The organism is Virgibacillus sp. Bac332 (assembly GCF_003667785.1).
Lineage (GTDB): Bacteria > Bacillota > Bacilli > Bacillales > Amphibacillaceae > Virgibacillus > Virgibacillus salarius.
The window spans coordinates 406217-420928 of the sequence record NZ_CP033046.1; the positions used below are offsets into that span (position 1 = coordinate 406217).

Consider the following 14712-nt stretch of genomic DNA (forward strand, 5'->3'; position numbering starts at 1 on the left):
CCAAGTAATTCGCATAACATACGAATTACTTGGTCTTTTTAATTTATACGTTTTTGTTCGTCTGAAATGGTTCCAGTAATTATTAGTACAATAGCAGTAATGATATGCATTACCATACCGACAATAGGTATCCACCCAATACATGATGTAATAATTCCTAAAATACTACCTGCTGTAGCTGCACCATCTCTTTTTGATAAAAATAATGTAATGATATGAAGTATTAACATAACAAACAAGGGTGTCCAAAAATTTGAAACAATATATACGCCCCCAAGAATAGGAAAGCCAAGTAGTGCTTCAAATATCCCTGTGACCCATTTCATTATTCTGGATAAAGACATAAGATATCCTCCTCTACTTCTTCTATTCTTCTCAATAAAGTTAATCAAATACATTTTTTGCGGATGTACTCAGGTTAAAATTAGTGAGAAGTGAAAAAAAGCACGCCCAAATTCACAAGGTTTTTGAATCCGGAAATAATTAACTAACAAATATTAATACTTGACTGATCAGGAAAGTGGCTGGGACAAAAGTAAAATAGTTGAAGACGTGCCCACAGAAAGCAAGCATTTGACTAAGCGATGAATGAATGATCTATTTCCAAAACCGAAACTTTATCTAAATATTTCAGATAAAGTTTCGGTTTTACATCGCTAAAAATTCTTTTGTCCCTAACGAGGCTGCTGGGAAATATACTTCGCTTGCCAAGGAGTCTACGTATCTTTCCCAAGATAGTGTATTGTTCACCTTTAGAATGGGCTTTATCGCTTTATCTCAGCAGCTTCTTATCACCTAAGCTTCTTCTTTATTTTTATTTCTTCTTGTAATTTTTGCTGTTAAATCATCAAACAGTGTGTAGATTACAGGAATTAATAGTAGTGTAAAGATACTTGAAACGCCTAACCCAAATATTATTGTGACCGCTAATGGTTGCTGTGTTTCAGCACCTTCACCAAGAGCAAGCGCTAATGGTACCATTGCTAAAATCGTTGTTAATGTTGTCATAGCAATAGGACGTAGCCTGCTTGGTCCTGCTTCTAAAATTGCTTCATAACGATCTTTCCCTTTTTTGCGTAAAAGATTTATATAATCAACTAATACAATCGAGTTATTCACAACAATACCGGCAAGCATGATTATTCCAATAAAAGCAGGAATACTAAGAGGAATATCCGCGATAAACAGTCCGAGCATAACCCCAATTACAGTTGCAGGCATTGCAAACATAATAATTAATGGGAATAAGAAATTCTCAAATTGTATAGCCATCACTGCATAAACAAGGAAAATCGAGAAGACCAACGCAATTGCTAAATCAGTAAATGAATCTGTCATGTCTTGGGACTGACCACCAATTTCATAGCTATAGCCTTCTGGTAAATTCATGCTCGCAAGTACTGATTCTACGTCTGATGATATACTTCCTAAGTCTCTATCAACTATCTGGCTCGTAACATTCATCTGTGGTTGCTGGTTCTCTCTTAGTAAGCTAACAGGTCCGCTCATTTGCTTAAATTCAGCTACTTCATCAAGTGAAATGGTTGATCCCTGCATTGTTTGAATCTTCATATCATGTAAATCTTCTATTGAACTACGCTGATCCTTTGGATACATAAGGCTAACATCCATTTCCTGACCATCTTCCCGATACTTTGTAGCTACTTGGCCCGTAAATTGTAGCTGCACTTGGCCAAGAACCTGTTCCTGAGTCAAACCGTACATTGCTGCTTTATCTTTGTCAACGGTAATATTCATCTGCGGTACACCATCAGATGCAGCTGATTCTGGATTATAAATTCCATCTACTGTGGATATTTCATCGACAACTTGATCCGCAAGTTCTGTTAACACTTCATGCTCTGGACCGTTTAATTTTATTTGAATAGGTTCTCCCATACTCATGCCCGAATCCATTGAGCTTACTGTGATCTCAGCTCCAGGAATATCCTGAAGTGCTTCGTCCATTTCCTGGACAACAGCATTTGTTGTCTTCTCTCTCTCTGATGAAGGGATTAACTGCATGGTGTAAATTGCCTGGTTCGCACCACCGCCACCAGCTCCGGCAAAGCCTCCTCCGCCGACACTTACATAATTTGTTTCAATGACGGAATCAAATGCCTTTAATTCCTTATTCACCTTTTCAACAACCTCTTCGGTATGCTTCAAAGAGCTTCCAGAGGCTGTTTCAATACGAACCTCCATCTGACCTTGATCAGCAGAAGGAATAAATTCAGCTCCAATAAATGGTGTCAACGCCAAGCTACCAACAATGGCTAGGATGGTAACAAATACTGACGTTTTTCGATGACCCAATACCCATTTTAAGATACTGCGATAACGATCATTGATCCAATCTAAGAAACGATCAAACCAATATCGTCTTCCTCCATCCTTGATTGCTTTTTTCAGTAATTTTGAAGAAAGCATCGGAACAAGTGTAACCGCAACAACCAACGAAGTAATTAACGAAAATGAGACGGCTAAAGCAAGCGGTGTAAATAAATCTGATGCTATTCCTTCTACATAAATAATAGGTAGAAATACTACTAGGGTAGTTGTTGTAGAAGCAATAACGGCAGGAGCCAGTTCAGATGCACCTTTTATTGCTGAATCCTTCAAACTATAACCTTTTTGTCTGAAGGAGTAAATATGCTCCAGTATAACGATGGAGCTATCCACCATCATTCCTAAACCTAATGCTAGCCCTCCTAGTGTTAAGATATTTAACGTCTCGCCAGTGAAATACATTAACGTAAAGGTTGTAATAATTGCAATTGGAATTGATAAACCAATTACAATCGTAGCGCGAATACTCTTTAAAAATAACAACAAGATAAAGATGGAGATAATCCCACCGATTAATATGTTTTGAACTACCGAATCAATAGACATTTGAATAAAGTCAGATGTATCAATAATCACATCTAAATTGACATCAGATGGTAATTCTTGTTTTATTTCTTTGATACTGTCTTCGATATTTGTAGCCACTTCAACCGTATTGCTATCTGTTTTTTTCAAAACAGATAAAACGACTGATGGTTTACCATTTACAAGTGTTAGGCTGGATTGTTCTTTAAAACCATCCTTAACCTTAGCCACGTCTTCTACGTGTATCGTAGCACCTGCTTCAGTTTGAACAATCGTTTGTTTAATATCTTCCACTGATGAAAATTCGCCAGTAATACGGAGTTGAAGATCCTTATTTCCTTTTTCAACGGTTCCAACTGAGGCTGATTGATTCGTACTATTTAATGATTGAACAATAGATTGTGTCGTTACCCCATACTGTTGAAGTTTGGATTCATCCAAGATTAATTGAATTTCTCTTTCCTTTCCACCTTCAACAGAAACAGAGCCCACTCCACCTTGTCTTTCAAAGAATGGCACAACTTGATCATCGGCAACCTCTGTTAACGCTGCTGCATCCTGACCAGTCAGTCCTACCCACATTACAGGCATCTGATCTGGATTAAATCGCATAATATTTGGTTCGCCTGCACTATCTGGCAGCATCCCTTTAACCTGATCCACACTTTCACGCACATCTAACAATGCCTGATCTAAATCTGTTCCATTGCTAAACATTAGCATTACAAGTGAGGAGCCAGACTGCGATTGCGATTGAACTGTTTCAATACCTTCTACAGTACTTACTGCAGATTCGATTGGTCTACTTATTAAATTCTCTACCTCCTGTGGTGCAGCATCATCATAAGTGGTTGCGACCACTGCAACTGGGAGATCTATTTTTGGAAATAAATCAACCGTTAAGCTACGGAGTGAAACGGCTCCCAATGCAAGAATGGCCAGAACAATCATGATAACGCCGACAGGACGTTTTACTGATGTTTTTACAAGCTTCAAAATTTATTCCCCTTTCACGACATTGACCTTACTACCATCAGTTAATGTCAGCTGACCATTTACAACAATCTGATCCCCAGCTTTAACGTCACCCTCAATAGCAGTTTGATTTGACTGTGATTCTTTAATCGAAACTATAGTACGAACAGCCTTATTATCTCTTATCACATAAACAAATGACTCGTCATTTTCCTCTGCAATTGCTTCTGTAGGAACGATAACGGCGGAATCAATTCGTTTTTCTGGAATATGCAATTTTCCAGTCATTCCTGGCAATAAATCATTATCCTTATTCTCTATAGTTGCTTCAATTGGATATAGACCTGTATCATCAGGTATTGTTCCTATTGAAGTAACTTTTGCTTTATATTCTTTATCATTAATAATGGTAGTTAATTTGTCTTCTTTATCTAATAAGGAACGGATATCATTTGTTACCGTAAACTGTAGCTTTATCTTTTCTAAATCAACGATCAATGCTAATGGATTTTCCGTTGAAACAATCTCACCTTTACCTAACGATAATTGTGCAATTTCTCCATCTCGAGAAGCTCTAATATTTTGTTTACCTGCCGGTGTCTTTATAGTAGCTATCAGATCGCCCTCATTGACCTGGTCCCCATTCTCAACCTCCAACGTGTCTACTTCTCCAGGATTTTGAACCATAATAGGAGTTGATGTCAATGGTTGTGTTCGTCCATAAACTGTCTTATCGATAACGATATCCCCTTCCGTCGCTTCCTCCGTCTCAACTGGGGTTACTCTCTCTTCGCCTTGCTTCTTATCCTCTTCTTGATTACATGCAGCTAGCAGAACCATTAATAATAATCCCGCAAGACCTATACTTAATCTTTTCATCTATTCGACTCCTCTCTTATCTTTAACACATCATAATAGTTCAACATCGAACACTGTAGCAATTTGTTTAACTTCTTCATTCAATTCAGGATATCCAGTAAAGTGAGCTAACAACCCTTGAATAACTACAGTTTGTGGCTCATTACTATCTGCCTCATTTTGTATGGCCTGTATCACCTGATAGAGTTGAGACTCTTTAGCTCTACTCAATGGTAATTCAGCTACTTTCGACTCTAACTTTCTTAATGCTGCTAGAAAAGGTTGCTTAAAACGCTCATGCTCCGTTGCATTATGATAATCAGAAGGTATTTCTGAGGCTTTGACTAGCGGCTCTTCCTGATTTTCTAGCATTCCTTTAATTAAATCATCTAACCGTCTAACGATAAACATACCTGCTCGATATTTATCAATTGTAATATCATCTATTACCAACCACTTTAAATAACCATGAATGAGACCTTCTACTTGTATAACAGCATCAATAATCATTACATCTATTTGATTACCATAGATATCTCGTAGATTTTCCTTCATCCAATTAAAATTCTCTATCTTTAAGTTGCATATTTGGTTATCCATATCTTGCCCAATTGATATATTTTCACGAAAATACATCATAATATAATCCTTATGCTTATAGATATAATCAATTAGAACAGTGATTTGATTTGCAAAACTCTCTTTAGGTGTTTTTCCATTACTCTTTGCTTGCTTCATTTCCAAAGTAATATGGCGGTGGAAATCTAGAAAAGCTGTAGTAAGGAAATCTTCTTTCGATGGGAAATATATGTAAAAAGAACCTTTTGATACACCAGCCTCATTCGCAATTTCTTGAATAGAAGTGTTAAAGTACCCCTTTTCAGCAATTAATTTCATTCCTGCTTCAATTAACTTCATCTTTTTCTCATTCAATCTCGTCACCACCTGTTTTACGTAATAACTATACGAATAGTTTCAATAAAATCCTGACTTACCGGTCAGTCATTATACCACTTTATAAGTTTAACAACAAAAGCGTTTTCAAAACAAGTAAATTTACGTAAAAAAAAGAAACATATTGTTCCCTATTCTGAGCTACCAGCTTGTCCACCCAACTAAATCTTAATTTCTTTGCGTCCGTCTCTTATTTATCTGTATTAAAATTTAAAATATCGATTTCGGAAACTACGTTGGTCGAATAAAAACCCTCTATTCATATGTACGATTAATTGGCTAGTTCGCTTATATTGCATATCAAACGCATTATGCGAGATATTAATTAGTAAGTCATTGCCATCAAAAAATTTAATATAAGTCTGATCCTTGTACTTTTCATAAGTATCAATATGATGATAAGCCAACCAAACACAGCTTTTATTTTTTATTGAGGCAGTAGGTAGCATGTAAACACCCTTCTCTGGAATTATAGGAACTGGGAGTTTGCTAGACGATTTTAATATACGCTTCACAGCCTTCCTTCTTCCGTCTAACGTCGATCCATATAATAAACAACTATTGTTAATTATCTGTTCTGGTTTATGTAAAGACCTTCTCTGCATATTTCCTTCCAAAATAATAGAGCGAAAGTAGGATCGTTCCTTTAATAAGATAGCTTTCGTTTGTGGAGAAATAATATATACCGATGTAATTCGTTGTTCCATCTATTTACCTCCTGATTTTATTTTTATTAGTTGTAAATCTATTTTACTATGAATATAAATGGTTTTGGTATATATTCAGATGATTTAAAATGATTGGGTATAATTTAAATATATTTAATTTTACCGTTTTATTCTTATAGATTAGGGGTAATGAACTTATAATTAGCTAAAGTCACATGCTTGTATGAGTGAGATTAAAACATCTCCTATCTTTTGTTACGCGGTGACATCATATTAACAGGAGGAGAAAGAATGGCTAAAACTGAAACGAAGAGATCGATCAATGTAAAACAAGTTATATCAGGGACATTAATGGGTGCTGCTGTTGGTGCCATTACATCCTTACTATTAGCCCCTAAAACAGGGAGAGAGCTTCGTAAAGATATTTCAAAGCAGATGGTAAATACAAAAGATAATACGGTAGTAATAACCAAGAAATTTGGAAATTCAGCTAAGGGGAAACTCACAAATGTAAAACAAACGGCATCTGCTACTTCAAAAAAAATAACGGACAAAGTAAAAGCGCAAAGACAAAATAAACAAAAGCTTGAAAACCAGCAGACGGATGTAGAGATTCATTCCGCAAAAAAAGAATTAGCTGCTGCCAATGAAGCAAAAAAATAGAATACTTTATCATCTCATATGTAAAGATAAAGTGAAACTTCCATCCGTGAAGGTGATATTTCCCACGGATTGGTAGTACCACAAGGGTATGACCTAAGGCCCTGTAACCAATCGGACATTTACTGGCAGGCGACCACACACTTATCCATATTCATTTCACTTTATCGCTTGAAGTGGGGGGCTTACTGCCAGTTATATGCGGGATAAAGTGAAACTTCAATCCGTGGGGAGTTTTGTTTATCCCCACGGATGGTTAGGTGAACCAATCGGACATTTACTGGCAGTTGTTCCACACTTACCCATATTGGGTTCACTTTATTGCTTAAAGTGCGGATCTTACTGCCAGTTATATGCGGGATAAAGTGAAACTTCCATCCGTGGGGGTTTTGTTTTTCCCCACGGATGGTTAGTTAAACCAATCGGACATTTACTGGCAGTTGTTCCGCACTTACCCATATTGGGTTCACTTTATTGCTTAAAGTGCGGATCTTACTGCCAGTTATATGCGGGATAAAGTGAAACTTCCATCCGTGGGGGTTTTGTTTTTCCCCACGGATGGTTAGTTAAACCAATCGGACATTTACTGGCAGTTGTTCCACACTTACCCATATTGGGTTCACTTTATTGCTTAAAGTGCGGATCTTACTGCCAGTTATATGCGGGATAAACACAAATTATCTCATTTTACGATAACCATTATGAAATAATTTATAGATTAGATGCCTAGGTCTTTCCACCTATGTTATACTAAATATAGCTCAAACTAACTTTAAGTAGAAAGGCCTGATTTTATGGATATTGCTGCATTGTCTGTTACTATGGCAAATCAACAAGTTCGTTCTGATGCAAGTATTGCCGTGATGAAAAATGCTATGAAAGTAATGGAAACGCAAGGCGTACAATTGCAAGAAATGCTCGACCAATCTGCACCTACAGCACCGCATCCATCGCTTGGCAATCGAGTTGATATCTCGCTTTAGTTCCCCTTGTTCATTGTAGAAGTTTCGCATCACAAGTTTTAAACGTATAAGAAATAATGTAAAATAGAACAAAAGCGCAAGCGTCCGATTAAAAACGTAGCGACTGGAGCGAATCAACGGAGATAAAAGAATCACAGTGAGCTTGCGAGCCGATGATGACCTAGATTAGGGCGATTTGTAAAGTCGGCCTCGTTTCTGGGCGCTGTAGCTGGACGCGGTTCAACACCACATGGGCTATTTTATAATAACAAAAGCAGAACTTTCCTACTTTAGGATTTGTTCTGCTTGTTTAGTGATAATGTGAAACTTCAATCCGCGGGGGTTTGTTTATCCCCCACGGCTTGTTAGTACCACAAGGGTATGGACCTAAAGGCCTTTGAATCAATCGGACATTTACTGGCAGGCGATCCTCACTTACCAATAGTGGTTTCACTTTATTGCTTGAAGTGGGGGGCTTACTGCCAGTAAATGTGGGATAAAAACCTACATTAAGAGTGAAGAGATGAAATGTTATTGATTTCCTTCTCCATTCTCATCTTTGTTTTCATCATCCATCATGTTATTATCATTATTTTCGTCAGTGTCGTTACCATCATTCTCCATGTCAGGATTTTCTTCATTCATTCCTCCATTATCATCAGCAGGATTGTCATCGATATTATCTTCTTCCTGTTGATCTAGAGGTGCCTCATCCTCTACTGGATCCTGATCGTCATCTATTCCGCATGCTGCGATTAAAGACAACGCTAATACTGGTGCACCAAACTTCACTAGAAGTTTTTTCTTCATGTATTTTACCTCCTTTTGTTGTTCGTTATCTGTCTTAGCATAACCATTTCAAAAGAAGTCATACAATTTTTTTCAAAAATTACCTTAAATTTAACATGTATACACATTTGAACCAGAGAAACCAGCTGGATTACTGCCTTCCCTTAACCAACAGTCTAAGAAAAACTGAGCGAAATTCGCTCAGTCCTTATCACTAAATGCTCAGATTCACGCTTTCTCTAATAGCTATTATGGAATAATAGCTACTGCTTGCTTGACCACCACTCCGGCTGCCAACTTCCCTTTCCGTGGCGTTTGTCCTTCAGCTAACTTTTTTAGCAAAACCCGCTCAAAAAAGTGGATCTTCAGGTCAAACATTTCCCACAGGAGTTGAAGTGGCCGGCCTTCGCTATTATCAGGCTCTACAACGCTAGCATGAAGTAACACAACTGCTTTTATACTCACGGATAGCGATTTTTACTTTACCCATTGTAAAAAAGTCAACCTATTACTTATGACAGAATTGTTGCACCTTCTCATAGCGGAGACTAATTACGTAGACTCCTGCGGGAATTGCGCGAGCCGAAAATCCACTTTGCAACGTGTTCTTCTTTGCAAAGTTAGTTGAAGCCGTGCCCGCGGAAAGCGAAGTAATTAGTCGGAGCATTGCCAATATACATCAAACATTTCAAAATAACTACTTGGCTTAACGCAGTCATTGCACTGATTTTATACTTTCTTAACTTTTAAAAAAGAAGACTATTTTATAGCGAACATAATCTCAGCTTCACAGGCAACTTCTCCATCCACTTTAGCAATAGCTTTTCCTTTACCAACTGGACCTTTTAATCGCACTATCTCTACATCCATATGCAATTGATCACCTGGTTTCACTTGTCTTTTAAATCGACACTTGTCAACGCCAGCTAAAAATCCTATCTTCCCTTTATTTTCTTCTAAACCGAGCATTGCAATTGCTCCAACTTGAGCAAGTGCTTCAAGTATTAAAACGCCTGGCATTACTGCGTAATCCGGAAAATGCCCTTGAAAAAACGGTTCATTAGCAGATACATTTTTTATCCCAGATACCCTTTTTCCCTCTTCTATTTCCGTAACCCGATCTACTAATAGGAAAGGATAACGGTGTGGGATCGTTTCTTTAATTTGTTCAATATTCATAAGATCTCTCCTTTTTTAATTTTATTGTTAAACATTTTCTGTCCATTGCAATGCTGCCATTTTATTTGCCGGAGAAAAACATTTACGGTGAAAACAACCGTCTGTTTTTGGAAATCAACTGTGTTCCCATATAAAATTTCAATAAAACTAATCGAATGAAGAGAGGTAGACCTCTACTAAGGAAAACTCAACCAGGGTTTTGTTTCCTCCCCACGGATTGTTCGTACCACAAGGGTATGACCTAAAGGCCTTTGCACCAATCGGACATTTACTGGCAATCGTTCCCCCTCTTACCAATTTTGGTTTCTCTTTATTACTTGAAGTGGGGAATCTTATTGCAAATTGTATGTGGGATAAAGTGAAACTTCTATCCGTGGGAGGTTGGTTTATCCCCACGGATGGTTAGGTGAACCAATCGGACATTTACCGGCAGTTGATCCATCACTTCCCCATATTGGTTTTTCTTCATTACTTGAAATGAGGGGCTTACTGCCGATTATATGCGGGATAAAAAAGAGCATCTAATCTTCTTTGATATTCGACTAGATGCTTTCATTTTATTCTGTTTTAGTTACTATATCAATAATATGCTGCCAAGTCTCTTTCTTTAATACATCTACCGGAGTGCCATCGCCTATTACACCGTATCCAATCATTAATCCTGCCACTAATGCAATAGCACAAAAAAGAAGAACGACAATGATCCGTAACCAAATGGGGAAAATCCGCAACCTTGGTCTTTTTCCCATTTTTCTCTCCTGCTTTTGCTTCTGTTTTTGAGATTTTCTCGTTTTTCCTTCCGCTTCAACAGGACGATCCTTTTTCTCTTTCATCCGATTTAAAAATCGCTGAAATTTAGAAGGCCTCTTAGGTTTTTTTTCCGACATTGCTCGATCCTCTTGATTTATAGACATGATTTGTTTCTCCTTATTCCTTTAAAAATACATAGGCATAACATTTTAATTCTTATGAGCAAGTTAATACATTAGCGTAATTGATTTACTAAGCCTGACATTTGATCACTCATAGATATGGTTCTTGCATTAAATTGATATGAACGTTGTGTCATGATTAAATCTGACATTTCTTTTGATATATCTACATTAGACATTTCTAATGCTCCGCTTTTTAATAAAGACTCATTGTCGCCTACATTTTGGATAATTTCACCGAAATTAAAACCAAGCTCATTTAAGTTTGGTAATTTAAACTCATTATTCCCCGTAGCCTCTAATAATCGAGGTCGAACGGCTTCAACAATTGCAAGTCGACCAACAACCTCCGTTTGGTTTCCTCTTCTTACCTCAATCTGACCATTTGGCTGAATAGCAATATCATCAAAGCCTTCTTCTATTAGAATAGGTCCATTTACTCCAAGTATTGGGCTGCCATCACTGTTGGTTAACATAACTTCTTGATCATTGTTCATAGGACTTAAGTAAAACGCTCCATCACGGGTATAACGCGTTTCTGTTACACCATTTTCGACTACTTGTACTTGGTAAAAATGATTTTCACCCAAAAGCGCCGTATCTAATGCTCGTTCTGTTTCAGTGAGCGTACCTTGTGAGAGATTTATATTTGTTGAACCGAGTTTTGCACCTGCTCCAATACGTAGTCCATCCGGTGTTAGTCTACCTTCTGCATTTGCAGGGTCTGTCATGTTATTCATTTGCTGAAATAATAAAGAAGAAAAATCGGCTTGTCTGCTTTTAAAGCCAGTTGTTTGACTATTCGCCATATTATTTCCGATTAGATCCAGTTTATTTTGCAGTTGATTCATTGTGACTGCTGCTTGTATCATCGTTCTGGACATACCTTATTCCCCCTAGACTAGACGCGCAATTTCGCTTACTGCCTTCCCCATACTCTCATCATAAGCTTTCAATACTCGTTGATTCGTCTCAAACAATCGATAAGACTCCATCATTTGCGTCATAGATTGAAGTGAATCTACATTTGACCTTTCAAGAAATCCTTGTTTGATTGAAAATGTTACGCCTGGGGGTAAATCTGCAGCGTCTCCTGCATATAACCCATTTCCTTCTTTCGTTAACCCATTAGCATCTGTTGCATACGCTACTCCCAAATTAACAGACTGCTCGGGAGTTTGCAGCAAGCCGTCTGGTGTTACGCTAAACTCCATTCCATTTGTATAAATCGGCTCACCTGACTGATCAAGCACGTAGAAGCCTTGATTTGTTACTAAATACCCTTGTCCATCAACCGTAAAATTTCCATTTCTAGTGTAACGAATTTCTCCATCAGTGTCTTGAACAGTAAAAAATAAACTTCCGGCCTCATCAGGTAATTCACCATTAACGATTGCAAGGTCCGTGGCAATACCAGTTTCTCTCATATCACCCTGGGTAAAGTTTGGAATGGTTTCCTGAACATACACCCCTGTATTTAATGAGCCAATTGGCTGTTGTATAGGTACATGCATCGATGTACTTGTGGGAACTTCTTTTCCACCCATTTGATTCAATAACATTTCCGGAAATGCTCGCAAGCTTGTCTGATCGGCTTTATATCCTGGAGTATTGGCATTGGAAATATTGTTAGAAAAAGCTTCCTGTTGACGTTGCTGAGCAATCATCCCGCTTGCAGCCGTATAAAAGCCTCTTAACAAGACGTCCCCTCCTCGATCTGATTTTTAACAGGTCTTAATTCCGTTAGATAACTTTTTTGCGTTCAATCTTATCAATATTTTCCAGCATCATTCCTGTACCTTTTGCTACACAGCTCATTGGCTCCTCTGCAATGAAAACAGGCACCTTAAGCTCTTCTGCAAGTAACTCATCAATACCGTGAATTAATGCTCCGCCACCTGTTAGAATGACCCCTCGGTCAATAATATCAGCAGATAATTCTGGTGGCGTACGTTCTAGTACAGATTTTGCAGCCTGTACGATTAGGAATACGGATTCACGTAATGCTGCTTCAATTTCAGTAGAATTAACGGAAATAGTACGTGGTAATCCTGATACCATATCACGACCTCGGATTTCCATTTCTTCATTTCTTCCACCCTTGAATACCGTTGCCACATTTATTTTTATCTCTTCTGCAGTTCTTTCACCAATTAATAGTTTGTACTTTTTCTTTATGTATTGTAAAATTTCGATATCAAATTTATCACCGGCCATTTTAATGGACTCAGATGTCACAATATCGCCCATTGATAAAACGGCTACATCTGTCGTACCTCCACCTATATCAACAACCATATTTCCACTCGGCTGGAAGATTTCCATACCAGCACCAATTGCTGCTACCTTTGGCTCTTCTTCTAGGTAAACTTTTTTACCACCTGATTTTTCCGCTGCTTCTTTAATAGCCTTTTGCTCAACCTTCGTGATGTTGGTTGGACAACAGATAAGTATACGCGGCTTAGACAAAACTCCTTTTACGTTTATTTTATTGATAAAATGCTTCAGCATAGCTTCTGTAACATCAAAATCAGCAATTACTCCATCCTTTAATGGACGAATTGCTTCTATGTTCCCTGGTGTACGTCCAACCATTTTTCTTGCAGCCTCACCAACCTCTAGCACTTTTCCTGTGTGTCGGTCCATCGCCACAACGGATGGCTCATTCAAAACTATTCCTTTTCCTTTAACATGAATTAATACATTGGCTGTACCAAGATCAATTCCAATATCCCTAGAAAACATGGGTTCAGATCCTCCTACTTAGATTACTATCTCTTTTTTATCCATACTGCTACTAATATAATATTTTACCACAAAACTCTACAATTAACTGCATTTTATTTAAATTTTGTCTAGGAAATTCGACAGGGATAAATGTTTAAATAATATCATTAACGAATACGGTCTAATCACATCCTAAAGAGGCCCGGGGGTAACTAACAACTTCTTTACTCAAAATACGAATAACCATGTTATCAATAGGAGTATCATCGCCGCACCATTAAAATATACGCTCTTTCCGCGGGCACAGCATCAGCTAACTTAGTAAAGAAAAATACGTTACCAAGTGGATCTTCGGACTCGTGCTGTTCCCGCGGGAGTCTTGCATATTTCAGATGCTAAATGAATGATCCTAATCAAAAAACGAACGATAATTAAACCTAAACTAATAATCGTTCGTTTTTCACTGTTTATTCATTCTTTTGTCTCAGCCTCTTTAATTTTCACTAATTTTGTTATAACCACTTATCCTACTGGCTTTGCCTCCTCTGTATGTTTAGGCTCGATTTTATATTTTTTTCTCGTTGCTTCTCCTCCACGCAAATGACGGATAGCCTTATGATGCTCAAGAACCTTCTTTACCCTGTTTGCCAATTCTGGATTAATCTCTGGTAATCGTTCTGTTAAGTCTTTATGGACTGTGCTTTTAGAAACACCAAATTCTTTCGCTATCACTCGGACAGTTTTCTTTGTCTCCACGACGTAATTTCCTATCCTGATAGTCCTTTCTTTGATGTAATCGTGCACACCGTTCGCCTCCCTGAGTTGTATATTTCCGAGGTGGTATTGAGACAAGGTGTTCCATTAGTGGCCTGCATATATGTTGAAATCATAAGTCGCTATGTATACTTGTTTTTACATGTCTACATCCATTATTGTATTTTACTTAATATTCTGTTATTTATATATACAAATTAGCTGATTTATGTGTGTAACCAGAAATAAAGCCACACATGCTCTCACCTCAGACATTTCGGAATGATTGGTTTGTATAAGTTTATTATCGAGTAGGTGTGTTTATGATTAAAAAACCATCTTTAAGGAAAGAAGGACATGCATTTTTTAATGAGGAAAGTA

At 37.7% G+C, this 14712-nt stretch carries 15 protein-coding genes; 2 read left to right on the forward strand and 13 right to left on the reverse strand.

Translation table 11 applies throughout. The annotated features are described in order from the left end of the window. Positions 1–38: 38 nt before the first annotated feature. The 5 genes from D9782_RS01865 to D9782_RS01885 all read right to left on the reverse strand — a co-directional run bounded on the left by D9782_RS01865 (position 39) and on the right by D9782_RS01885 (position 6368). Positions 39–344 carry a hypothetical protein gene (locus D9782_RS01865; protein WP_121603939.1) on the reverse strand — a complete coding sequence of 102 codons (306 nt, stop codon included), beginning with the start codon at positions 342–344 and terminating at the stop codon, positions 39–41. A 451-nt stretch (positions 345–795) separates the two neighbouring features. Beyond that, positions 796–3870: an efflux RND transporter permease subunit gene (locus D9782_RS01870; protein ID WP_121603940.1), complete on the reverse strand. Its 3075-nt coding sequence runs from the start codon at positions 3868–3870 to the stop codon at positions 796–798. A 3-nt stretch (positions 3871–3873) separates the two neighbouring features. Continuing rightward, the gene (locus tag D9782_RS01875) at positions 3874–4728 is read right to left on the reverse strand and encodes an efflux RND transporter periplasmic adaptor subunit (RefSeq protein ID WP_121603941.1); all 855 of its coding nucleotides are present in this window, start codon (positions 4726–4728) and stop codon (positions 3874–3876) included. A 30-nt stretch (positions 4729–4758) separates the two neighbouring features. Beyond that, positions 4759–5640, reverse strand: a complete 882-nt coding sequence (locus tag D9782_RS01880) for a TetR/AcrR family transcriptional regulator (protein ID WP_121603942.1) — start codon at positions 5638–5640, stop codon at positions 4759–4761. Between the two features lie 224 nt (positions 5641–5864). Further along, positions 5865–6368, reverse strand: a complete 504-nt coding sequence (locus tag D9782_RS01885) for a competence protein ComK (protein ID WP_121603943.1) — start codon at positions 6366–6368, stop codon at positions 5865–5867. Between the two features lie 252 nt (positions 6369–6620). Here D9782_RS01885 and D9782_RS01890 point away from each other — a divergent pair, with 252 nt between their 5' ends. Together D9782_RS01890 and D9782_RS01895 are read left to right on the forward strand one after the other, a co-directional pair. Next, positions 6621–6992 (forward strand): YtxH domain-containing protein, encoded by a 372-nt coding sequence (locus tag D9782_RS01890; RefSeq protein WP_121603944.1) that lies wholly within the window; start codon positions 6621–6623, stop codon positions 6990–6992. An 806-nt stretch (positions 6993–7798) separates the two neighbouring features. Beyond that, positions 7799–7972 (forward strand): YjfB family protein, encoded by a 174-nt coding sequence (locus tag D9782_RS01895; RefSeq protein WP_240455790.1) that lies wholly within the window; start codon positions 7799–7801, stop codon positions 7970–7972. Positions 7973–8482: 510 nt separating this feature from the next. Here the strand turns inward: D9782_RS01895 and D9782_RS01900 are convergent. From D9782_RS01900 to spoIIID, 8 genes are all read right to left on the reverse strand, one after another. Continuing rightward, a complete protein-coding gene (locus D9782_RS01900) occupies positions 8483–8761 on the reverse strand; it encodes a hypothetical protein (protein WP_121603946.1) in 279 nt (92 codons plus the stop codon). A 228-nt stretch (positions 8762–8989) separates the two neighbouring features. Further along, a complete protein-coding gene (locus D9782_RS01905) occupies positions 8990–9205 on the reverse strand; it encodes a hypothetical protein (protein WP_162986310.1) in 216 nt (71 codons plus the stop codon). Between the two features lie 294 nt (positions 9206–9499). Continuing rightward, on the reverse strand, positions 9500–9919 hold the full coding sequence (fabZ, locus tag D9782_RS01910) for a 3-hydroxyacyl-ACP dehydratase FabZ (protein ID WP_121603948.1): 420 nt from the start codon (positions 9917–9919) through the stop codon (positions 9500–9502). 557 nt (positions 9920–10476) lie between these two features. Beyond that, positions 10477–10833, reverse strand: a complete 357-nt coding sequence (locus D9782_RS01920; RefSeq protein WP_026681764.1) for a DNA-directed RNA polymerase subunit beta — start codon at positions 10831–10833, stop codon at positions 10477–10479. A 71-nt stretch (positions 10834–10904) separates the two neighbouring features. Continuing rightward, positions 10905–11735, reverse strand: coding sequence for a flagellar hook-basal body protein (locus D9782_RS01925; RefSeq protein WP_026681765.1), 831 nt, complete (start codon positions 11733–11735; stop codon positions 10905–10907). Positions 11736–11747: 12 nt separating this feature from the next. Next, positions 11748–12551 (reverse strand): flagellar hook-basal body protein, encoded by an 804-nt coding sequence (locus D9782_RS01930; protein WP_026681766.1) that lies wholly within the window; start codon positions 12549–12551, stop codon positions 11748–11750. A gap of 43 nt (positions 12552–12594) precedes the next feature. Further along, positions 12595–13596, reverse strand: a complete 1002-nt coding sequence (locus D9782_RS01935) for a rod shape-determining protein (RefSeq protein WP_026681767.1) — start codon at positions 13594–13596, stop codon at positions 12595–12597. A 504-nt stretch (positions 13597–14100) separates the two neighbouring features. Continuing rightward, positions 14101–14382 (reverse strand): sporulation transcriptional regulator SpoIIID, encoded by a 282-nt coding sequence (spoIIID, locus tag D9782_RS01940; protein ID WP_026681768.1) that lies wholly within the window; start codon positions 14380–14382, stop codon positions 14101–14103. Between the last annotated feature and the right edge of the window lie 330 nt (positions 14383–14712).